Origin of the sequence: Nocardioides sp. 616 (assembly GCF_002930065.1) — a bacterium.
GTDB lineage: Bacteria > Actinomycetota > Actinomycetes > Propionibacteriales > Nocardioidaceae > Nocardioides > Nocardioides houyundeii.
Map to the genome: position 1 here is coordinate 509440 of NZ_POAG01000017.1, position 22441 is coordinate 531880.

18 protein-coding genes are annotated in these 22441 nt (G+C 71.9%); 8 read left to right on the forward strand and 10 right to left on the reverse strand.

The genetic code is table 11. The annotated features are described in order from the left end of the window. The 6 genes from C5H89_RS08890 to C5H89_RS08915 form a co-directional block, all read right to left on the reverse strand. On the reverse strand, window positions 1-882 hold the full coding sequence (locus C5H89_RS08890) for an ABC transporter permease (RefSeq protein WP_104106630.1): 882 nt from the start codon (window positions 880-882) through the stop codon (window positions 1-3). Next, on the reverse strand, window positions 866-2557 hold the full coding sequence (locus C5H89_RS08895; protein ID WP_162799295.1) for an ABC transporter ATP-binding protein: 1692 nt from the start codon (window positions 2555-2557) through the stop codon (window positions 866-868). The genes C5H89_RS08890 and C5H89_RS08895 overlap by 17 nt, the downstream gene beginning before the upstream one ends. Beyond that, complete coding sequence (locus C5H89_RS08900; protein WP_104106632.1) at window positions 2550-4124, reverse strand: ABC transporter substrate-binding protein; 1575 nt, start codon at window positions 4122-4124, stop codon at window positions 2550-2552. Before C5H89_RS08900 ends, C5H89_RS08895 begins: the two co-directional genes overlap by 8 nt. A gap of 80 nt (window positions 4125-4204) precedes the next feature. Further along, the gene (locus C5H89_RS08905; protein ID WP_104106633.1) at window positions 4205-4825 is read right to left on the reverse strand and encodes an isochorismatase family cysteine hydrolase; all 621 of its coding nucleotides are present in this window, start codon (window positions 4823-4825) and stop codon (window positions 4205-4207) included. Then, window positions 4822-6318 carry a sodium:solute symporter family protein gene (locus tag C5H89_RS08910; RefSeq protein WP_104106634.1) on the reverse strand — a complete coding sequence of 499 codons (1497 nt, stop codon included), beginning with the start codon at window positions 6316-6318 and terminating at the stop codon, window positions 4822-4824. The genes C5H89_RS08905 and C5H89_RS08910 overlap by 4 nt, the downstream gene beginning before the upstream one ends. A 109-nt stretch (window positions 6319-6427) precedes the next feature. Then, window positions 6428-7120 carry a TetR/AcrR family transcriptional regulator gene (locus C5H89_RS08915; protein WP_104106635.1) on the reverse strand — a complete coding sequence of 231 codons (693 nt, stop codon included), beginning with the start codon at window positions 7118-7120 and terminating at the stop codon, window positions 6428-6430. 142 nt (window positions 7121-7262) lie between these two features. Here C5H89_RS08915 and C5H89_RS08920 point away from each other — a divergent pair, with 142 nt between their 5' ends. From C5H89_RS08920 to C5H89_RS18920, 8 genes are all read left to right on the forward strand, one after another. Further along, window positions 7263-8096, forward strand: a complete 834-nt coding sequence (locus C5H89_RS08920; protein ID WP_104106636.1) for an urea amidolyase associated protein UAAP1 — start codon at window positions 7263-7265, stop codon at window positions 8094-8096. After that, the gene (locus C5H89_RS19115; RefSeq protein ID WP_240181780.1) at window positions 8093-8707 is read left to right on the forward strand and encodes an urea amidolyase associated protein UAAP2; all 615 of its coding nucleotides are present in this window, start codon (window positions 8093-8095) and stop codon (window positions 8705-8707) included. The genes C5H89_RS08920 and C5H89_RS19115 overlap by 4 nt, the downstream gene beginning before the upstream one ends. Next, the gene (gene uca, locus C5H89_RS08925) at window positions 8704-12285 is read left to right on the forward strand and encodes an urea carboxylase (RefSeq protein ID WP_205304933.1); all 3582 of its coding nucleotides are present in this window, start codon (window positions 8704-8706) and stop codon (window positions 12283-12285) included. Before C5H89_RS19115 ends, uca begins: the two co-directional genes overlap by 4 nt. Further along, window positions 12282-14030, forward strand: a complete 1749-nt coding sequence (atzF, locus tag C5H89_RS08930; RefSeq protein WP_104106638.1) for an allophanate hydrolase — start codon at window positions 12282-12284, stop codon at window positions 14028-14030. The genes uca and atzF overlap by 4 nt, the downstream gene beginning before the upstream one ends. 66 nt (window positions 14031-14096) lie before the next feature. Beyond that, window positions 14097-14687 carry a TetR/AcrR family transcriptional regulator gene (locus C5H89_RS08935; protein ID WP_104106639.1) on the forward strand — a complete coding sequence of 197 codons (591 nt, stop codon included), beginning with the start codon at window positions 14097-14099 and terminating at the stop codon, window positions 14685-14687. A 178-nt stretch (window positions 14688-14865) separates the two neighbouring features. Beyond that, the gene (locus C5H89_RS08940) at window positions 14866-16821 is read left to right on the forward strand and encodes a primary-amine oxidase (protein ID WP_104106640.1); all 1956 of its coding nucleotides are present in this window, start codon (window positions 14866-14868) and stop codon (window positions 16819-16821) included. A gap of 17 nt (window positions 16822-16838) precedes the next feature. Then, window positions 16839-18323: an APC family permease gene (locus tag C5H89_RS08945; RefSeq protein ID WP_104106641.1), complete on the forward strand. Its 1485-nt coding sequence runs from the start codon at window positions 16839-16841 to the stop codon at window positions 18321-18323. 5 nt (window positions 18324-18328) lie between these two features. After that, window positions 18329-18793, forward strand: coding sequence for a hypothetical protein (locus tag C5H89_RS18920; RefSeq protein ID WP_162799296.1), 465 nt, complete (start codon window positions 18329-18331; stop codon window positions 18791-18793). On the opposite strand, the gene C5H89_RS08950 is transcribed toward C5H89_RS18920, so the two are convergent. Genes C5H89_RS08950 through C5H89_RS08965 form a run of 4 tightly spaced genes read right to left on the reverse strand, consistent with a single transcriptional unit; the run spans window position 18682 to window position 22419 of the window. Next, window positions 18682-19248: a carboxymuconolactone decarboxylase family protein gene (locus tag C5H89_RS08950; RefSeq protein WP_104106642.1), complete on the reverse strand. Its 567-nt coding sequence runs from the start codon at window positions 19246-19248 to the stop codon at window positions 18682-18684. The genes C5H89_RS18920 and C5H89_RS08950 overlap by 112 nt on opposite strands. Then, window positions 19245-19694 carry a nuclear transport factor 2 family protein gene (locus C5H89_RS08955; protein WP_104106643.1) on the reverse strand — a complete coding sequence of 150 codons (450 nt, stop codon included), beginning with the start codon at window positions 19692-19694 and terminating at the stop codon, window positions 19245-19247. The genes C5H89_RS08950 and C5H89_RS08955 overlap by 4 nt, the downstream gene beginning before the upstream one ends. Further along, on the reverse strand, window positions 19691-20413 hold the full coding sequence (locus C5H89_RS08960) for a hypothetical protein (RefSeq protein WP_104106644.1): 723 nt from the start codon (window positions 20411-20413) through the stop codon (window positions 19691-19693). Before C5H89_RS08960 ends, C5H89_RS08955 begins: the two co-directional genes overlap by 4 nt. A gap of 41 nt (window positions 20414-20454) precedes the next feature. After that, window positions 20455-22419, reverse strand: coding sequence for an FAD-dependent oxidoreductase (locus C5H89_RS08965; RefSeq protein ID WP_205304934.1), 1965 nt, complete (start codon window positions 22417-22419; stop codon window positions 20455-20457). Window positions 22420-22441 lie beyond the last annotated feature (22 nt).

The window sequence follows — 22441 nt, forward strand, 5'->3', positions numbered from 1 at the left end:
TCAGGCCTCCTTCGCGCGCAGCGTCGTGCGGACGCTGTCGCCGACGTAGTTGAAGATCAGGGCCAGCACACCGACGGCGATGCCGGGGACGACCGGGATCCACCAGGCCGAGAGCACGTAGTCCATGCCGCCCGAGGCCATCAGTCCCAGCTCCGGGGAGGGTGCCGGCGAGCCCAGGCCGATGAAGGCCAGAGCCGCCAGCGTCATCACCACCGCGCCGATGTCGAGGCTGGCGGTGACCAGGACGGTGGGCAGCACCGTGGGCACGACGTGCCGGGTGAGCAGTCGCCACCCCGTGGTGCCACTGGTCCGCGCCGCCTCGACGTGCAGGCTGCGACTGGCGCGACGCACCTCGCCGCGCACGATCCGGGCGTAGAGCGGCCACCACACGACGCTGATGCCGATCATCGAGCTGGTCAGGCCCGGCCCCAGCCCGGCGACGATCGCCATCGCGACGATGGTCGCGGGGAAGGCCAGGAACAGGTCGGTGACCCGCATCAGCAGGCTGTCGACCCAGCCGCCGGCGTAGCCGGCGAGAGTGCCGACGACCAGGCCGACGACGGCCGCCACGCCGGTGACCACCACGGCGGCGAAGAGGCTGATACGCATGCCGGCCAGCACCCGGGTCGCCAGGTCGAGGCCGAGGTTGTCGGTGCCCAGCAGGTGGCCGGCGCTGAACGGCGCCAGGTAGGCCTCCCCCGACGGGACGTCCGTGCGGTACGGCGAGAGCCAGGGGCCGACCACCGCGGCCAGCACCAGCAGCCCGAGCAGGACGTAGGGCAGACGGACCCCGAGACGCGGCACCCCGGCACGCCGACCGGGCGACCGGACCGCGCGCCGGCCGAGACGGCGCAGCACGAGGGCTTCAGGCGAGGACGGCATCGAGGAGCTTCCTTCCGTAGTCGCTGGTGACGGCCTGCAGCTCCGCCGCGGGTCGCTGCTCGACGATCCGTCCCTCGCTGATCACGTCGATCCGGTCGGCGACCACCCGGGCCGCGGCGACGTCGTGGGTGACGAAGAGCATCGAGAGGCCGAGGTCATGACGCAGCAGGTTGAGCAGGTTGAGCACCGTGCAGGCCACCGACACGTCCAGGGCGCTGGTCGGCTCGTCGCACAGCAGCAGCGCCGGCGGCACCACGACGGCGCGCGCGATCGCGACCCGCTGACGTTGGCCGCCCGAGAGCTGCCCCGCCTTGGCGTCCAGCACAGTGTCGGGCAGCGCGACCCGCTCCAGCGCGAGCCGGACGAGGTCCTCCCGCTCGGTCGAGCCGAGCGCCCGCCCGGTGACGGTGTTGGCCAGCCGCTCGAGCAGCAAGGAGCGGACCGTCAGCCACGGAGTGAGCGAGGCACCGGCGTCCTGGAAGATCACCTGCACCCCCTCGCCGCTGCGGTTGTCGACCACCACGTCCCCGGAGTCGGGTCGCTCCAGGCCTGCGGCGATCCGCAGGATCGTGGACTTGCCCGAGCCGGACTCCCCGAGCAGCGCCACGCTCTCCTGCTGACCGACCCGCAGGTCGACGCCGTGCAACACCTGCTTGCGGTGCTTGCGACCGGAGCCGCCGCTGGTGAAGGACTTGGTGACCAGCGCCAGCTCCAGCGCCGGCACGCGTCCCGGCGAGGGCAGGTGGCGGCCGAACCCGTCCCAGCCCAGGTCACCGCTCTCCCAGTCCCGGGTGAGCACCTCGCGACTGCGCCCCGTCGCCTCGCTCATCGCCGCGACCACGGTCGGCTCGGGCAGGCCGGTCGGTCGGCTCCGGTCCGTCTCCAGCGTGAGCCGGGAGGCCACCAGGCGCCGGGTGTAGTCGTGGGTCGGCTCCCCCAGCACCCCTGCGGCCGCGCCCTGCTCGACGATCCGGCCGTGCCGCATCACCGCGACGTCGTCGCAGATCGCCCCGGCCACCCCCAGGTCGTGGGTGATGAACAACAGGGCGAGTCCCAGGCGCTCCCGGTCCAGCAGACGCAGCACCTGCGCCTGGACGCTGACGTCGAGCGCGGTGGTCGGCTCGTCCGCGACCAGCACGGCCGGGCGCCGAGCCAGCGCCATGGCGATCATCACCCGCTGGCGCATGCCGCCGGAGAGCTGGTGCGGATAGCTCTTCAGCACCGCCGCTGGGTGTCGGATCTCGACCTCCTCCAGCCAGCGCAGGCTCTCCTCCCGACTGCCGGTGACCAGCCGCAGCATCCGGCCGATCGTCATGGTCGGGTCCAGGGAGGACATCGGGTCCTGGAACACCGTGGTGACCAGATCGCCCCTCACCGCGCGGCACTGCCGTTCGTCCGAGGGGTCGAACCGGGTGCCCGCGACGCGGATCGACCCTTCGGTGACCACACCGGGGGTCCGGGCCAGGAGCCCCTGGACGGCCGACCCGATGGTCGACTTCCCCGAGCCGGACTCCCCGACCAGCCCCAGGCACTGCCCTGGCTCGATCGCGAACGACACCTGATCGACCGCAGGGGCGGCCGGCCCCGCCGCCCGGGACGACCCACGGGCTCGGTAGCGGACCGTGAGCTCCTCCACCCCGAGCCCGGCGCCGGGGCCTGCTGACTGGTCAGTCACTGGCCGGCCGCAACTGCGACAGCTCGAGCATGTCGGTGATGACGGGGTGCCAGGACTCGTCGACGCCGGCCACGTCGTCGGCGAAGACCGCGGTGCCCTTCTTGGTGGCGACGGAGTACCAGAGCCCGGACTCGCTGACCATCCGGGCGGCCTCGGCGTACGCCTGGAGGTCGTTGGTCTCGACCGCCTCGGCGAGCAGGTCTGCCAGGCCAGGCACGTCGGCACCGAACAGGTCCAGGCCGCCGCCGGGGGTGTAGAACACGAAGCCCCAGGCGTCCGGGTGCGCGGTGTCGGGGAACCCGGTGAAGAAGGTGACGTCCGGTGCGGAGGCGCCCTTGGCGAGGGCTTCGTAGTAGGCGCCCGCGGCGAACCCGACGCTCTTGGTCTTGATGCCCGCCCCGTTGAGGACCGCCGCCAGGTTGTCGCAGAGCACCTGGGCGGCCGGCGTGCTCTCGGCGTAGCCGCAGGAGATGGTCCGGCCCGACAACGCGCCTGCGGCCAGCGTGTCCAGCGCCTCGGGGTCAGGCTCGATGACCTGCTTGTTGCTCTCGGCCGGGAGCAGGTTCTTGGGGAACACCTCGTCGGTGGGCTCGGCGGTCTCGCCCAGGGCCTTCTCGGCAAGCGCCGGGAAGTCGATGCCGGACAGCAGCTGCACGCGGGTCTCCTGGTCGCCCAGTGCCGCGCTCTTGGGGTTCACGAAGAGCGCCGGGGTCTGCATGCTCGGGAACGCGTAGGCCTCCAGGTCCTGGTCCTTGGAGAGCTCGCGGAAGGAGGCGTCGTCGCTGTAGCCGATCAGTCCGTCGAGCTCGCCGTTGCCGAGCTTGAGCTGGATCGTGGACATGCTCGACATCACGTCGAAGCGGACTGCCTGGTAGCCCGCCGGCTCGCCCCAGTAGTCGTCGAAGGCCTCGAGCTCGTAGGCGACGCCCGGCTGGAAGTCTCCGTAGGTGAAGGGGCCGGTGCCGGCGTCGTGGGTGTCGAACCAGTCGGTGTCCGCGCCCGCCTCCACCGGGTGCGCCTCGAGCGCCTGCGGGCTGATCATCTTGGGACCGAAGGGCGAGGCGAGGAGGTCCAGGAAGGACGAGTTCGGCGCCTCGAGCGTGATCACGACCTCGTTCGGGCTCGGCGTCTCCACCTTCGTCACGCCCCCGACCATGTACGCCGGTCCCTCGTCGATCGCGGTCCGGCGGTCGAACGACGCCTGCACCGCGGAGGAGTCGAACGGCGTGCCGTCGTGGAAGGTCACGTCCTCGCGCAGCGTGAAGGTGAAGACGGTGTTGTCGTCGTTGGCCTCCCACTCGGTGGCCAGCTTGCCGACCAGCTCCGCCTCGCTCTGCCCGGACTGGTAGCCCAGCAGCCCCTCGTAGGCACTGTTGGCCAGGTTGAGCTCCGCGCCGTCGTACGCCGTGTCCGGGTCCGGGGGCGGGATGTCACCCAGGAACGCCAGGTTGAGGGTGGTGTCTGCGGCACTGGCGGTGCTGCCCCCCGGAGTGGACCCGCCCGAGCAGCCGGTCAGCGCCAGCGCGGAGACAGTGGCTAGAGCGGTGAGACGCAACAAGTTCTTCATGGTGGGCGCGCTTCCTCGAGGCGGGATGACCAGACGCGAGAAAACTATCGATCGATAGTTTCAGGGAGCGACGACTTCTGTTAACGACCGGTTTCGGCTCCCGCGGGCACCCCCGCCAGCCAGTCGGTCACCTCCGCCCGGGACACCAGCGCGCCATCCTGGAGACGCGCCATGGCGCGCAGAGCAGCGCGGTGCAGCTCCTCCCCCGAGCCGAGGACGACGTCGGTGACGACCCGGACGCGGTAGCCGAGCTGGTGGGCGTCCACCGCGGTGTAGTGGATGCACACGTCGGTCATCCCGCCGACCAGGACGACGGTCTCCGCACGGTAGCCGCGCAGCACCAGGTCGAGCTCGGTGCCGAAGAAGGCGGAGTAGCGGCGTTTGCGGATCAGGTACTCCTCGGGACGTGGGTCGAGCCCGGGGTGCAGCTCGGTCCCGCGAGCCCCTTCCAGGCAGTGCGGGCCCTCCGCACCGTCCAGCTCTCGCCCGATGTCGACCAGCGAGGGCTTGTGCACCTCCTGGATGAACACCACCGGCACCCCCTTGTCCCGGAAGGCGGCGACCAGGTCCACGGCCCGCGCGTTGCGCTCGGGCCGCCCCGCCATGTAGCCCAGGCCGACGGAGTGGGTGTCCGGGTCGCCGCCACCTTGGATGTCGACGACCACCAGGACGACGTTGCCGACCGGTGCCAGCGCCTTCATGCGGCCGGCTCGGGAACGGGCTCCTCGGCGAAGCGGTCGGCGTGCCGCAGCCCGGTCTCCTCGGCGTCGTGGGAGCGGGTGGCCAGCGCGGTGAGCACGAACGCGCCGGCACCGGCGCCGAAGGCGACGAAGGTGGCCCAGCCGTCGAAGCCGGCCCCGACGAGGTCGTTGTCGCGGAAGAACAGGGTGTTCGGCACGCCGTACAGCGTGGGGGTCAGCGCCAGCAGGATCACTCGGACGACCAGGCCGACACCGCAGCCGACGAGGGCCGCCATCGAGGTCGATCCCTTCCAGAAGAGCCCCAGGATGAACGGGGCGATGAGGCACGCGAGCATCAGGTCGAAGGCCAGGGTCAGCAGGATCCCGGTCTCGCTCACCCTGATCGCGAAGTAGACCCCGAGCACCACCACGGGCACCATCGCCATCCGGGTCCAGCGCAGCAGCGGGTCCGCCTGCCCCTGGGCCACGACCCGCCTTACGCCGAGGACGTTGCGGACCGCGACGGCCGAGGTCGCCAGGATCGCACCCGAGGCGGTGGAGAACGAGGCGGCCACGATGCCGGACAGGGAGAGCACGGCGATCAGCGCGGGAGCAGGACCGTCGAGCAGCTGGTACATCACGGGGCCGTCATCGAGGCTGAGTCCGAGCGCGTCGGTCGTGCTGAGCGCGATCAGGGACCACACGACGCCGATCCCGGCGGTGATCGCGGCGCCGAGATAGCAGGAGCGCTGCGCGATCTCGGGGGTGCGGGCGGCGAAGATCCGCTGCATGAAGTCGATGGCCACCAGGTCGCCGATGCCGAGCGAGACCAGGGTGGCCCAGTTGACCGCGGCGCCCTGTGAGGTGTCGGTGAGCTGGCCGAGGTCGAAGGGCCCCATGCCCACGGGCAGCGACATCCCGTACTCCGTGGCCACCCAGACGAACAGCGCCACCGTGGCCACCACGGTGATCACCGCCTGGATGACGGCGGTGTAGGCGTCGGAGAACAGGCCGCCGCCGATGGTGTAGGCGAGCACCAGCAGCACCGCCAGGACGACACCGAGCTCGTAGCCCAGGGGGGTGAAGTACTCCACCATGAAGCCCATCGCGACCAGGTTGCCGGCGAGCAGGATGGTGAAGGCGAAGATCATCAGGAGCGACGCCGTCACCTCCACCCGACGGTCGTAGCGCCGGGCGAAGAAGTCACCGAGGGTGTAGAGCCCCATCCGGTTCATCGGCTTGGCGAGGAACAGTCCGGACAGCGCGAGGCAGATCGCGAGGCCGAGGGCGAGCGAGGCGCCGGCCCAGAACCCGTACGCCGAGCTGAGATCGGTGTTGCCGACCGTGGCGTTGCTGTCGACCGCGGCGGTGGTCAGCGCCACCGCGACCAGAGGCACGCCCAGCGAGCGGCCGGCGACGAGGTAGTTGGCGCTGTCGCCGTCGACCTTGCGGGACACGGCGATGCCGACGACCAGCATGAGCACGACGGTGAGCATGACTCCGGTGATGATCATGAGAGGTCCTTTGACGGTGGCCTGCCGGGGCCCCGACCGACTTTCGATCGACCGACAGGTAGTGCCACCATTGAGACGCCGAGATGTTTCCGGCGGCGTCCCCGCAACCTCACATCTGTGTTACATCCTCCAGCGCGCGCAGCAGCTCCTCGGCCTCGGAGCGCACGGCCGCGATCCGCTCCTCGGTGACGCCCACCACCCGCAGGGCCGCGTCGGCGATCCGGGTCGCGGCGTCGGTCTCGCATCGCCCGGTACGGCGCCTCAGGATCACCGACTCCACCAGCCCGAAGACCAGCCAGGAGTCGTCCGCGCCGCCCTGCTCCCCACGACCCTGCTCCGGGCCGGCCACCCCGGCCACCCCGGCGACCAGCGCGGCGTACACGTCGGCCAGCCGCTGGCGCTCGGCGTGGAACTGCGCGAACCGCTCGTCGGAGAGCTCGGGGAGCAGGTAGAGCGAGCCGGTGTTCTGCTCCCCGGAGGCCAGCAGCCGCACGTCGAAGGCGCACAGCGCCCACAGCCGCACCTCGGCCGGCTCGTCGCGCCCCAGCAACGCCGTGGCGATCACGGTCGAGGGCTGCACGGTGCGCAGCAGCAGCGCGAGCAGGATGGAGTGCTTGCCGGCGAAGTAGTGGTACATCGTGGCCTGGGAGGTGCCGGCAGCCTCGGCGATGGCGTACGTGCTCGTCGAGCCGTAGCCCACCTCGCAGAACAGCGTGGCCGAGGCGAGGAGGATGTCCTCCTCGGTGGAGAGGCCCGAGGCCGAGGCCCGGGAGCGAGGTCGTCCGATACCGCGGCGGGCCATGACCGCAACCTAGCAGCGCGACGCCCTCGCGTCGGGCCGGCTCATGGGCGCGTTACACAGAGTTAACCGCACCGGAACGACCCGGTCGTACGAGCGCCGTTGACTTTCGCTTGACCAACCGAAAGTCATCCCAGGAGCGTCGATGAGCAGCACCACCAGCACCACCGCGGGAGCCCGCGACCATGCCCGCGCCCAGGAGGGGACGGTCGTCGACGCCATGCCGACCGTGCCGGCGGCCGGGGCCGGAGCCCTGCCCGAGGGCGTCGTCGCGGACCAGGTGGTGTGGGCCGAGACGATCGCGGGCGGCGGCTACGGCCACCGGGTGCTGGCCGCCGGCACCACGGTGCGCCTCACCGACCCCACCGGAGACGCCTGCGCCGGGACCCTGCTGCACCACGCGGGCATGCCCTGGGAGCGGCTCAACGTCGCCGACACCGTCAAGGTCCAGTGGCAGGTCTACACCGCCGCCGGTCAGCTGCTCCTCAGCGACCAGGGCCGGGTGCTCGCCACGGTCCTGGCCGACACCTCCGGCCACCATGACGCCGTCTACGGCGCCTCGACCCGGTCCCGCAACCAGGAGCGGTACGGCGACGGCTCACCGCAGGGTCGCTCCCCCGCCGGCCGCGAGCTGTTCCTCCTCGGCGCGAGCAAGCACGGGCTCGGCCGCCGCGACCTGCCACCGTCGGTCTCGTTCTTCCAGGGCGTGCGCATCGACGAGGCCGGCCAGCCCGTCTGGCGCGGCTCCGCCGGCCCCGGGGCGAGCCTCACCCTGCGCACCGAGCTCCCGGTGGTGCTGCTGCTGGCCAACGCCGCCCACCCGCTGGACCCCCGGCCGGAGTACACCGTGGGCCCCCTGGAGGTGCTGGCCTGGCGCGGCCGGCCGACCACGCCTGATGACCCGCTGTGGCACGCGACGCCCGAGCGGCGACGCGCCTTCGAGAACACCGCCGACCTCCGGAAGGGACTGGGACTGTGAGCAGCCGCGAGGTGCACCGCGAGACCGTTGCGGCCTGCGCACCCTGGTCCCGGACGCTGAGCCGCGGGCAGGTGCTCACGATCGTCGACCTCGACGGCAACCAGGCCGTCGACTTCCTGGCCTACGACGCGCACGACACCTCTCGCGCCTACAGCGCCCAGACCACCCTGCAGGCCCAGGACTCGGTCTTCCTCACCACCGGCAGCGTGCTGCGCGACAACGAGTCCGACGCGCTGCTCACTGTGGTCGCCGACGAGGTGGGCCGGCACGACACCCTGGGGGGCGCCTGCTCACGGGAGTCCAACACGCTGCGCTACGGCCACCACACCTGGGGCCAGCACGCCTGCGCGGAGAACTTCCTGGCCGAGCTCTCCCGCCACGGGATGGGCAAGCGCGACCACGTGGCCAACGTCAACTGGTACATGAACGTCCCCGTCGACCCCGACGGGGCGCTCGGCATCGTCGACGGCATCTCCGCACCCGGGCTCACGCTCAGCCTGCGCGCGGAGAAGGACGTGCTCGTGGTCGTCTCGAACTGCCCCCAGGTCAACAACCCGTGCAACGGCTTCGACCCCAGCCGGGCCGAGATGATCGTGACGGAGCCGGCGTGACCACCCCGGGGGTGCTCCTGGTCGCCAACCGCGGCGAGATCGCCTGCCGGGTGCTGCGCACGGCCCGGGCGCTGGGCTGGCGCACGGTCGCGGTCTTCTCCGACGCCGACCGCGGCGCCCCCCAGGTGCACCTGGCCGACACCTCGGTCCGCCTCGGGCCCACCCCCGCCCGGGAGAGCTACCTCGACGCCGACGCGGTGCTGCGCGCGGCCGCCGAGACCGGGGCGACCGCGATCCACCCCGGCTACGGCTTCCTCTCCGAGGACGCCGACTTCGCCGAGCGGGTCGAGTCCGCCGGTCTGGCCTTCGTCGGCCCGACGCCGCACCAGCTGCGGGTCTTCGGCGCCAAGCACACCGCCCGCGAAGCCGCGGCCGCCGCCGGCGTCCCCATCTTCCCCGGCACCGGGCTGCTGCGCGACGCCGACGACGCGGTGGCCCAGGTCGAGGCGATCGGCTACCCGGTGATGCTCAAGGCCACCGGTGGGGGCGGCGGCATCGGGATGACCGTGTGTCGCACCCCCACCGAGCTGCGCGCCGGCCATGCCTCGGTGACCCGGCTGGCCGGGGCGAGCTTCGGCTCCACCGGGGTCTTCGCCGAGCGCTACGTCGAGCGCGCCCGGCACGTGGAGGTCCAGGTCTTCGGCGACGGCACCGGCCGCGTGGTCTCCCTCGGCGACCGCGACTGCTCCCTGCAGCGGCGCCACCAGAAGGTCGTCGAGGAGGCGCCGGCTCCTGAGCTCCCGGCCACGGTCCGCGAGCGGCTGCACACCTGTGCCCGCGCGCTTGCCGCCTCCCTGGGCTACCGCTCGGCGGGGACCGTGGAGTTCGTCTACGACCCCGAGCGCCAGGAGGCGTCCTTCCTGGAGGTCAACGCCCGGCTCCAGGTCGAGCACCCGGTCACCGAGGAGGTCACCGGAGTCGACCTGGTCGCCTGGATGCTCCGCCTGGCCACCGGCGACACCGCCATGCTGGACGAGCACCCGACCGGCACGGTCCCGGTGACCGGCCACGCGGTCGAGGCCCGGGTGTACGCCGAGGACCCGTCGCTCGACTTCCGGCCCAGCGCCGGCCTGCTCACCCGCGTGGAGCTGCCGGCCACCGGCGCCGGGGTCCGGGTGGACGGCTGGGTCGAGACCGGGACCGAGGTGACCACCGCCTACGACCCGCTGCTCGCCAAGGTGATCGGGACCGGCGCCACCCGCGAGGAGGCGGTCGCCGCCCTCGCCGGGGCGCTCGCCAGCACCCGGATGGACGGCATCGAGGTCAACCTCGGGATGCTCCGCGCCGTCCTGGAGCTGCCGGAGTTCACCTCCGCCAGCCACTCGACCCGGACTCTGGACGGCGCCGGCGACCCGGAGCCGCGGATCACCGTCGTGCGCCCCGGTCTGATGAGCACCGTGCAGGACGTCACCGGACGGCTGGGGCTCTGGCAGGTGGGGGTGCCGCCGAGCGGTGCCATGGACGGCCGGTCGCTGCGCCTGGGCAACCTGGCCCTGGGCAACGACGAGAACGCCGCCGGCATCGAGTGCACCGCCACGGGCCCGGCGCTGCTCTTCACCCACCGCACCCGGGTCTGCGTCACCGGCGCGGTCGCCGCGGTCACCGTCGACGGCTCCCCGGTGCCGATGTGGGAGCCGGTCGACGTGCCGCCCGGCGGCACCCTCGACATCGGGGACGCGACCGCCGGGCTGCGCACCTACGTCGCCCTGCTCGGAGGTCTCGACGTGCCGGCGTACCTGGGCAGCGCAGCGACGTTCACGCTGGGCCAGTTCGGCGGCCACGGGGGCCGCGCGCTGCGGCCCGGCGACGTGCTGCGCACCGCGCCCGGGACGAGCGACGACGGGAGCGGGCCGGTGGACCCCGGCCTCCGCCCCGACCTCGGCTCCCACTGGGAGCTCGCGGTCACCGAGGGACCGCACGGCGCCCCGGAGTTCCTCACCCGGGCCGACATGGCGCAGCTCTTCGCGACGTCGTACGCCGTCCACTTCAACTCCTCGCGGACCGGCGTGCGGCTGGTGGGCCCGAAGCCCGCCTGGGCACGCAAGGACGGCGGCGAGGCGGGCCTGCACCCCTCCAACATCCACGACACCGCCTACTCCGTCGGCGCGCTCGACTTCACCGGTGACACCCCCATCCTGCTGGGCCCCGACGGCCCGAGCCTGGGCGGCTTCGTCTGTCCCGTCACCGTGGTGCGGGCGGACCGGTGGAAGCTCGGCCAGCTGCGACCCGGGGACACGGTCTCCTTCGTCCCGGTGCGCGGCGCCGACGCGCCTTCGGCGCGGTCGCTCGCTCTGCCGACCCACCGCCCAGGTGGCGACGGCGACGACGGCGTGCTGCGCCGCCGTGCCGGTGAGGTCCCGGTGACCTACCGGCGCAGTGGCGACGACAACGTGCTCGTGGAGTACGGCGACCTGGTCCTCGACCTCGGGCTGCGGGCGCGGGTGCACGCCCTGCACACCGCCCTGGCCGAGCGCTCGGTCCGCGGGATCCTCGACCTCACCCCGGGCATCCGCTCGCTGCAGGTCCACGTGGACCCCGACGTGCTGCCGGTCCCGGTCCTGCTGGACCTGCTCACCGAGATCGAGGACTCGCTGCCGGCCGTCTCCGAGTTGGTCGTGCCGTCCCGGCAGGTCCGGCTCCCGCTGAGCTGGGACGACCCCGCGTGCCGCGAGGCGGTGGAGCGCTACACCGCCGGCGTCCGCGACGACGCACCCTGGTGTCCCTCGAACATCGAGTTCATCCGCCGGGTCAACGGGCTCGCCTCGGTCGACGACGTCCACCGCACCGTGTTCGGGGCCGAGTACCTGGTGCTCGGGCTGGGCGACGTCTACCTCGGCGCACCGGTCGCCACCCCGCTCGACCCGCGGCACCGACTGGTCACCACCAAGTACAACCCCGCGCGCACCTGGACGGCCGAGAACTCGGTCGGCATCGGCGGCGCCTACCTGTGCGTCTACGGCATGGAGGGGCCCGGCGGCTACCAGTTCGTCGGACGCACCACCCAGGTCTGGTCCCGGCACCGGACCAGCGCGGCGTTCCCGCCCGGGTCGCCGTGGCTGCTGCGCTTCTTCGACCGGATCAGCTGGTACCCGGTGGAGGCCGAGGAGCTGCTCGACCTGCGCGCCGACCTGGCCGCCGGACGCGGCACCGTCGACATCAGCGAGGGCTCCTTCTCGCTGGCCGACTACCAGGCGTTCCTGGACCGCGAGGCCGTCTCGATCGCCGGTTTCCGGGAGCAGCAGTCGGTCGCCTTCGCGGCCGAGCGCGCGGCGTGGGAGGCGGCTGGCGAGTTCGACCGCGCCGAGGCCGAGGCGACGCCGGCCGACGAGGCCGTCGACGTCGAGGTGCCTGAGGGCGGCTCGCGGGTCGACGCGCCCTTCGTGGCCAACGTGTGGAAGGTCGAGGTCGCCGCCGGCGACGTCGTGGAGGAAGGTCAGAGGCTGGTGTCGCTGGAGGCGATGAAGATGGAGACCCACGTGTCCGCACCCGGACCGGGCCGAGTCGTGCACGTGCACGCCAGTCCCGGCACCCAGGTCGCCCCTGGCGACGCGCTCGTGGTGCTGGAGCCGGTCGCGTGACCCGGGTGCGCGCGGCGTACGCCGCGGTCGCGGACGTCGACCGGCCCGAGGTCTGGATCAACCTGCGACCCGAGGCCGAGGTGCAGGCCGAGCACGACGCGACGCTGGCCGCCGGCGGGCCGCTCGCCGGCCTGCTGCTGGCGGTCAAGGGCAACGTCGACGTCGCGGGCCTCCCCACCACAGCCGGCTGCCCGACGTACGCCGACGGGCCGGCCGCCGCCGACGCCGCGGCCGTGGCGCGGCTGCGCGCGGCCGGTGCCACGGTGCTGGGCGCGACCAACCTGGACCAGTTCGCCACCGGGCTGGTGGGGCAGCGCAGCCCCTACGGCGGCGTGCGCGACGCCCGGCGTCCGGCGTACGTCTCGGGAGGCTCGAGCTCCGGCTCCGCGGTCGCCGTGGCCCTGGGCCTGGCCGACGTAGCGATCGGCACCGACACCGCCGGCTCCGGGCGGATCCCCGCCGCCTTCCAGGGGCTGGTCGGGATCAAGCCGACCCTGGGCGTGGTCTCGACCGCCGGCGTGGTGCCGGCCTGCCGCTCCTGGGACGCGGTCACCATCCTCGCCCGCGACCTCGACACCGCCGAGACCGCGATGGGGATCATGGCCGGCGGGCCCGGCACCCGCCCCTGGCCGGCGGACGCCCCACTGGCCGCCCCGCCCGGCGCCCGAGTCGCGGTGCCCGACGACCTCGGAGATCTCGCACCGGGATGGGCCGCCGCCTTCGATGCCTCCGCGGAGCGGCTGCGCGCTGCGGGCTGCACGGTCGAGGCGGTGTCCTTCGCGCCGTTCCTCTCCGCCGCCCGCCTGCTGTACGACGGGGCCCTGGTGGCAGAGCGGCACGCCGCGGTCGGGGCGTTCATCGACGCCCACCACGAGGACCCCGACGCCGGGATCGATCCCACCGTCGGCGGGCTCATCGCCCGGGCCGGGACCCTCAGCGGGTCGGCGATGGTCCGCGACCTGGCGCGCCTGGCAGAGCTGGACGCGGTGTGCGCGGAGGTGATGAGCCGCTACGACGCCCTGCTCGTGCCCACCGCGCCGGGCCACCCGACGCAGGCAGCGGTCGCCGCCGACGCGATCGGGGTGAACTCCTGGCTCGGGACCTGGACCAACTTCTGCAACCTCCTCGACCTGTGTGGGGTCGCCGTCCCGGCCGGCACCGTGGACGAGGGGTCCGCCGGGGTCGCCCAGTTCGGGGTGACCGTGCTGTCGCCGGCCTTCCACGACGGCGTCGCCGCGGACCTGGCGCGGCTGGTCGCCGTGGCGCCGGTCCCGGTCACCGCTCCGGGGGCCGCTGCTCCGGTGGCGGCGCGGCTCCCGTGGCCGGTGGCCGCGGGCGCGTCGTCGGTGCCGCTGCTGGTCGTGGGCGCCCATCGTCGCGGCCAGCCCCTCGAAGGTGAGCTGACCTCGCGGTCCGCGCGGTGGGCGGGCACGGTGCGCACCTCCTCCGCGTACCGTCTGCTGGCTCTGGACACGGTGCCGCCCAAGCCGGGGCTGGTCCGGGTCCCGCTCGGCGACGGCGGCGGGGTGTCGGTGACCGGCGAGCTGTGGCAGCTGCCCGTCGCGGCACTGGGCGACTTCCTGGCCGCGCTCCCGGAGCCGATGGCGCTGGGGCGCGTGGAGCTCGCAGACGGCTCCTGGGTTCCCGGCTTCGCCTGTGCCGCTGACGCCGCGGCCGCGGGGCGCGACATCTCCGAGCACGGCGACTGGCTGCGCTACCTGGAGGCGACCACCGAATCCGGCTGAGCGTCCGGCTGAGGGTCAGGCTGAGGATCCGCGACCCACGCTGATCCCGGGGCCTAGACTTTCGCCGTGCCCAAGATCGTCGACCACGACGAGCGTCGACGACAGGTGGTGGCAGCCGCCTGGCGGATCATCGCCGCCGAGGGCGTGGACGCCGTCACCATGCGGCGCCTCGCGGACGAGCTGGGACTGTCCAACGGGGCGCTGGCGCGATACTTCCCGGCGAAGGCCGACATCGTGGGAGCCGTCTTCAGTGCCGCGACCGACGCGACCCACGAGCGGTTCCTCGCCGCCGGCGGCGACGTCCTGACGGGCTCGAAGGCCCTGCGGGCGCTGCTGCACGAGATGTTCCCCTTCGACGACGTCACCCGGCGCGAGGCGCTGATCGTCATCCCGTTCTTCGACTACGCCCAGCACAACGAGCGGCTCCAGCGCATCTGGCAGGACTTCGTCGAGCTGGAGCGCCCGCTGCTGGACCGCATCTTCGACGAGATGGTCCTCGAGGGCACCGCCCGCCCGGACCTCGACCGCACCACAGCGCTGGACTTCCTGTTCACCGTCGTGTCGGGCGCCCAGGCCAATCCCCTGCTGCTGCCCGAGACCGGCACCGAGGAACGGCTGCAGGCCCTGGTCGAGTCGGTCCTACGCGCCCTCGTCTGACCCGGCCGACCCCACTGCCCGACGCCCCGTACGGCGCCCGGAGGGCGTCCTGTGCGGTGGTGGACACGCAACGCAAACAGGGTCTTCTTCCGCCCGAAACATATTAATCAACGATGTTGATTATGTTCCGAGGAACCGGCGCATGACCGGCGAGCATGCGGCCTCGAAAGGTGCTTCCATGACCCTGACCGACGTCTCCGTCACCACCGCCCACCCGCTCGACCCGCTCAGCGCGGCCGAGGTCGAGACTGCGGCCGGCATCGTGAAGGCGAGCCGGTATGCGAGCGAGACCCTCAAGTTCGTCACGATCGCCCTGGCCGAGCCGACCAAGCCGGCGGGCCTGGTGTTCACCGGCGACGAGGCGCGCCAGGCCTTCGTCGTGGCGTTCGAGACCGACGAGCAGCTGATCTACGAAGGGGTCGTCGACCTGGGTGCAGCCCTCGTCGAGTCCTGGACACCCGTGCCGGGTCGTTTCCCCTCCTACCTCGCCGAGCACTTCTTCCTCATCGAGGAGGGCGTCAAGGCCGATCCCCGCTGGCAGGAGGCGATGCGCAAGCGCGGCGTCACCGACTTCGACCTGTGCATGGTCGACCCGTGGCCCGCGGGCTACTACGGAGCCGAGGACGACCACGGGAACAGTCCCTGGATCTCGCGTCCCCTCACCTTCGTCCGCACCGCGGAGGGCGAGAACGGCTACGCCCGCCCGGTGGAGGGCCTGATCGTGAAGTTCGACCTCTCGACCAACGCGGTCATCGAGGTGGAGGACCTCGAGGTGGTCCCGTTGCCGCCGCAGGCCGGCAACTACCTGGACCGCTTCATGTTCACCGAGGAGAACCGGCCGGCCCTGACCAAGCCGCGGGAGGGCATGAAGGAGATCGCCATCACCCAGCCCGACGGTGCCTCCTTCACCGTGGACGGCTACCAGGTGGAGTGGCTGAACTGGCACGTCCGCGTCGGCTTCAACCCCCGCGAGGGCCTCACCCTGCACGACGTCTCCTACACCGACCGCGGCACCCGGCGCCCGATCATGTGGCGGGCCGCGCTGTCGGAGATGGTGGTGCCCTACGGCGACGTCGCGCCCACCCAGCGCAACAAGAACGTCTTCGACATGGGCGAGGTCGGCATGGGCCTCTCGGCCAACTCCCTGGTCCTCGGCTGCGACTGCCTCGGGGAGATCTACTACTTCGACGGGGTGGTCAACGACTCCGCGGGCAACGCCGTGGTCATCCCCAACGCCATCTGCATGCACGAGGAGGACTTCGGCGTCGGCTGGAAGCACACCGACTTCCGCACCGGCGAGCTCGCCGTGCGCCGGTCCCGCCGACTGGTGATCTCGATGTTCTGCACCGTGGGGAACTACGAGTACGGCTTCTTCTGGTACCTCTACACCGACGGCTCGATCGAGTTCGAGACCAAGCTCACCGGCATCCTGACCACCAACTCGATCGCGGTCGGCGAGAGCTCCAAGTACGGCAACCTGGTGGCACCCGGGCTCTACGGTCCGCACCACCAGCACTTCTTCAACGTGCGCATGGACATGACCGTGGACGGCGAGAACAACACCGTCCACGAGGTCGACTCGGTGCCGGAGGAGGACGGCGAGCTCAACAGCTGGGGCAACGCCTGGTACACCCGGTCCACCCCCATCACCTCCGAGGCCGAGGGCGCGAGGGACTGGAAGTACGAGACCAACCGCTACTGGGTGATCAAGTCCGACAAGCTCAACGAGCTCGGCGAGGCCACGGCATACAAGATCGAGCCTCGTGGCGTGGTGGCGCCCTTCGTGATGCCGGGCAGCCACATCTACGACCGCGCCCGCTTCGTCCAGCATCCGCTCTGGGTCACCGCCTACCACCCCCGGGAGCTGTACGCCGCCGGCGACTACATGTACCAGTCTGGCGAGGTCCAGGGCCTTCCGGTCTACCTCGAGGACGACGCGCCCCTGGAGGACACCGACGTCGTCGTCTGGTACTCCCTGGGCACCCATCACGTGGTGCGTCCCGAGGACTGGCCCGTCATGCCGGTGGCCTACATCGGGTTCCACCTCAAGCCCGTCGGCTTCTTCGACGGCAACCCGGCGCTCGACCTGCCGAAGTCCGCCCCGACCGGTGGCCACTGCCACGCCGAGAACTAGCAGGACAGGACCACGACATGACGCAGACCGCGGAGGTCCTGACTCCGGGACCCGAAGGACAGCCCCAGAAGAACCGGCTCGGCGGCTCGCTCGGCGCCGGGGCCATCGTGTTCATGGTGGTCGCCGCCGCCGCCCCCCTCACCGTCATCGGCGGCGGCTTCCCGCTGGCGGCGCTACTCGGCAACGGCGCCGGCGCGCCCGCCATGTTCGCCATCGGCGGCGCCATCCTGCTGCTCTTCGCCGTCGGCCTCGCCACGATGAGCCGCTTCGTCTCCAAGCCCGGCGCGTTCTTCACCTACGTGGGCTACGGGCTCGGCCGCCCCGCCGGGCTGGCGGCCGCCTGGATCGCGATCCTCACCTACGTCGCGGTGCAGCTGTGCGTCTACGGCTTCATCGGCCTGGCCCTGGGCGGCTGGGTCGAGGACAAGACCGGGCTCGACCTGCCCTGGTGGGTCTGGTCGCTCGTGCTGGTCGGCGTGGTGGGCGTGCTGGGCTACCGCCACATCGAGCTCAGCTCGAAGGTGCTCGGCGTGCTGCTGATCGCCGAGGTCGGCATCGTGGTGCTGCTGGCCGTGGTCATCCTGTTCCAAGGGGGTGCCGACGGCATCTCGGCCAGCTCGTTCGAGCCGGACACCGTCACCTCGGGCAGCCCGGGCCTGGCGCTGATGTTCTGCATGGCCGGCTTCATCGGCTTCGAGGCCACCGCCATCTTCCGCGACGAGGCCCGCGAGCCGGAGAAGACCATCCCACGGGCGACGTACGGCGCGGTGCTGCTGATCTCGGTGTTCTACACCTTCTCCTCGTGGGCGATCGTGCAGGGCTGGGGCGAGGGCTTCGCCGTGGAGGTGGCCGAGGACCTCGACGGGTTCATCGTGACCACCGGCGACCGCTACCTGGGGGCGCCTGGAGCCGAGATCGTCAACATCCTGCTGATCACCTCGCTCTTCGCCTGCATCCTGTCCTTCCACAACGTCATCACCCGCTACGCCCACTCGATGTCCAACGCCGGCCTGCTCCCCCGTCAGCTCGGGTCGGTGCACGAGTCGCAGCGGTCCCCGCACGTGTCGTCGCTGATCACCTCGATCGTCGGGTTGGTGGCCGTCGCGCTCTTCGCCGCCTTCGGTCTCGATCCCTACCTGGAGGTGTTCACCTGGTTCAGCGGCATCGCGACCGTGGCCGTGGTGGTCCTGATGGCCCTGACCTGTGCGGCCGTCATCGTCTACTTCGCCCGCAACAAGGTCGAGGCGACGATCTGGCACACCGCGGTGGCACCGTTGCTCGGGTTCCTCGGGCTGACGGTCGTCACGGTCATCCTGTTCTCCAACTTCTCCCTGCTGCTCGGCGACGTCGACGAGACGGGCGCTCCGCGGACGGGGTCGTTGACCATCACGTTCCTGGTCGCCATGGCGGCGTTCCCGGTCTTCGGGCTGGCGCAGGCGGTCTGGCTCAAGCGGAGTCGACCGGCGGTCTACGAGACCGTCATCGACACCATCTCGGAGTAGGCCCCGTGCCCACCCAACGGGACCTGGGCCGGCTCGGCGCCGCCCTGGTGACCTCGGCCCTCGGTCTCCACCTGCTGATGCTGCACCACATGTCGGCGGGCCCGGCCGCGCTCATGGTGGTGATGGTGGCCCTCTGTGCACCCTGCGGAGTCGCGCTGTGGCGCGGCGGCTCACCGTTGGCCTGGGCCACCACCGGGGTGATGGCCGGGCTGATGCTCGGGGTGCACCACGCGTGGGCACTGCACGAGACGGCCGGCCACGGCACGGTGCTGAGCGCTCTTGCCACCGCCGTCGCCTCGGCCGAGATCGCGCTGGCCGTCACCGCCCTGGCGGTGGGCCACCGCCGACGTCCGTCGGCTCAGAGGAAGGTGACGGGCGCCTGTCGCCACGGTGCCACCGTCGCGTCGGGATCGGCGTACTCCTCGGGGAGGTCGTCGGTCATCGCGAGGGCAGAGTCCATGCGTCCGTAACCGACGAACGTCGCGACCAACAGGCACAGCTCCATCACCTCGGGGGAGGTGAAGTGCTGGTGCAGGCGTGCGAAGGTCGCGTCGTCGATCCGCAGGTGGTCGGTCGCCATGAGGTCGGCGAACGCGAGTGCGGCGCGCTCGGGCTCGGTGAGATCCTCGGCCTCCTCCGGCTTCTCGAGCGAGCAGACCAGATCCTCGCTGACGTCGCCCGTGGAGTATCTGATCGCCATGCAGCTGCGGCACTGGTTGTGGAAGGCGACCCGGAGCCGGACCAGCTCCACCAGCCGCCCTGGGAGGATCCCCTTGGTTCGGAGTGCCGTCATCCAGGCGAGGTAGTCAGCGGTGAGGTGGGAGGCCTGTGCGTGGATCCGTCGCCGCAGACCGGGCTCCGAGCCGAAGATCGGCTCGTAGACCTCGGCCGGGGCGGGCGGGACTCGCGAGGACTCCAGCGTCATGTGAGGCTCCTGAGCGTGTGGGTCGGGTCGATCTCGATCCGCTTGTGGACGATCCGGAGCCCCACAGGGGTCTCCACGTGGACGTCGCGATAGCGCCCGGTCTGGATCCGCACGGCCGACTCTGCGTGGAAGACCGCCTGGAAGTAGGCGCCGGTCTGGATCACGCCGCCCGCGGACCGGTTCGCCCGCACGTTGCTGATGACGTGACGGCAAGGACCGGCCAGTCCTGCCAGCAGACGCTGGTAGGTCGCGATGAAGTCGTCGACGCCCTCGGCCTCCCAGTCGTTCGCGGTCAGACGGACGGCGGGGGTGAGCAGCCCGCGCAGGGCGTCGTAGTCCTGGTCGTCGACCGCCCACGCGTAGTCGTGGTACAGCGCGGTCACCCGCTCCAGCAGGCTGGGCGCCGGGTCCGTACCCGGCGCACTCGTCGTGGCGGCGCTCGTCATGCCGGTGGCCTCCTGTCGTGAGCGACCCGTTCGGCGACCTCGTAGCCCACCAACCGGTCAGGCGCGAAGGGCGAGTCGGTGAGGAGTCGTCGTACCGGCTGGGACCCCAGGTGCTCCCGCCCCCACACCCGGTCGTCGAACCAGAGCTCGACGAACCCGAGGCGCCGGGTCGGGAGGGTCTCGTCGGTGGGGATCTGTCCGGGCTCGCGGCCCGGGGCGCTGCCACGCTCGGCGACGACCACGTTGGCCACGAGCCGTCGAGCCCCGTGCGCCTCCTGGAGGCCGGTGACGAGGCCGGAGAGCAGGGACTCGAACGCCGCCGCGGCCTCGGTCGGGTCCAGGTCGTCGGGCCGGTCCAGCACCAGCAGGTACTTGGCCGCGGCCAGGGACCTGCTGCTCCGGTCGAACCGCACCGTCTCCTCGACGTCGAACCGGCGCAGGTCCCGCAGGAAGACCTGGTGGTCGTGCCCGAGCACCCGCCCCTGCGACGGGGTGAACATCGGGGAGTCGCCGGTCTCCCGCAGCACCGCGAACCGCCACTGGTCCGGCGGCTGGTCGAGGCCACCCAGGAGGTCCCACTGCCGTTCCACCAGGTTGGTCTCGTAGCTCACCAGGGACGGGGCGTCCCGGAGCGCCTGCATGGCCCAGACCGAGTGCACCTCGGAGTAGTAGCGCTCGCACTCCTCGGCGCTGCGCAGGGCGCTGGGCTGGAACTGCACGAACTTCTTCCGGGGTGCGCCCGCACCTCCCGGCTTGCCCGTCACAGCCGGGCCGCCAGCGCGTAGGCCTGCCGGGTGGCGAACGAGATCCGACGGGGAGCGTAGGCGTCCCCCAGGACGTGCACCTCGACGCCGGCCTCCGCGAGCTCGTCGTACAGGCTGGAGTCGGCGTCGCCACCGCAGGCGAGCACCACGTGGTCGAAGCCGGGGTAGGACTGCTCCACCCCGCTGTAGACGTTCTTGGTCACCACCCGGTCCCCCACCACGGCGCTGACCTGCTCCATCACCTTGACCTCGACCCCGCCTGCCGAGAGCTTCGCCATCACCGCGCCGATCGAGTACTTCCCCACCAGGGGCGCGACGCTCGGGGTGGGGTAGAAGATGGTGACCTTCTTGCCCTGCTCGACCAGGTGGCTGGCGATCGTCAAGGGCTGCATGTGGTCCTCCATCGCCACCACGGCGACCCGCTCGCCGACCTGCTCGGCCCCCAGCAGCACGTCGGTGCCCTGCACCACGTGCGGAGCGTCGAACCCGGGCCGGTCGGGGCGTCGCGGCAGGGCGCCCGTGGCGACCACCACGACGTCGACCTCGGCGGCCCGCACGGCCTCCAGGGTCGCCTCGCGCCCGAGCTCGACCTGCGCACCCGAGGCGGCGAGCCGTCGCTCCTGGAAGGCCACGAAGTCGCCGTACGCGGCGTTCTCGGAGACCTGGCGCCCCGACCTGAGTTGTCCTCCGAGCTCGCTCTCGCGCTCCCACAGCGAGACCCGGTGGCCTCGTTCGGCCAGCAGCGCGGCGGTCTCCATCCCTGCCGGCCCGCCGCCCACCACGAGCATGGTCCGGGCCGGGTCGGCCGCAGGCAGAGGACCGTCGACCTCGTGCCCCGTGCCGGGGTTGACGCTGCAGGAGAACGGGATGCCGTCGACGATCGTGCGGTGCAGGCAGTCGTTGGTCCCGATGCACGGACGTACGGCGTCGAAGTCGCCGGACCGCGTCTTGGACACGAACCGCGACTCCGCGAACATCGCCCGGGCCAGGCCCACCACGTCGGCCTGCCCCTGGGCGACGACGGCGGCCGCAGCCTGGGGCGTCGAGACCCGGCCGGTGTAGATCACCGGGAGCCCGATCGCCGCCCTGACCTGGCCGGCGAGATCGGCCCACCCGGCCACCGGATAGACGTGCGGCTGGATGTAGCTGGGCGCGCCCCAGTTGTTGCCCATCACGCAGTGGATGTAGTCCACGTGTCCCGTCGCCTCGAGCATCCGGGCGATCTCGATGCCGCCGGCCAGGTCGTAGCCGCCCTCGAAGAGCTCGTCCATGTTCATCCGGACGCCGACCGCCATGCCCTCGCCGATGACCGAGCGGACCCCGGCCAGGATCTCCCGGACGAACCGGCTGCGTCCCTCGAGGTCACCGCCGTACTCGTCGGTGCGCTTGTTGGTGGCCGGTGAGAGGAAGAGGTGCAGCAGGTCCTCGTGGTTGGCGTGCAGCTCGATGACGTCCAGGCCGGCGGCGGCGGACTCGGCCGCGGAGAAGGTGTACTCCTCGACGAACCAGGCGATCTCGGACCGGGTCAGCACGTGCGGGACGAGGTTGTTGGTGTAGTTGGCCAGCACTCCGGACGGCGAGTGCGGGGTCGCGCCCTGGGCGATGAGCTGGATCCCGGCGTGGGCGCCGCCCTCCTTGACCGCCCTCACGTACATTCCGGCCCGCTCGCGGAAGTGCGGCATCCGGAAGACGCCGCGGGTGACGGCGCCGACCCCGGTTGGGTCGAAGCCCGGGACGACGAGGCTGTTGTCGATGAATCCGTTGAGCCCGCAGACCAGCCCGACGCCGTCGGCGGCCCTGCTACCCCAGTAGGCCGCGCCCCGCCTGGCTGCCCGTTCCGACGCCCACAGGGATCCCACGGAGAGGCCGTGCGGAGGCATCATGAACCGGCTGCGCAGCGTGAGGGGGCCGATGTCGATCGGCTCGAACATGTGGGCGACAGAGTGCACGGGGGTGGTCAAGAAATGATCCTTCGTGGGAGGG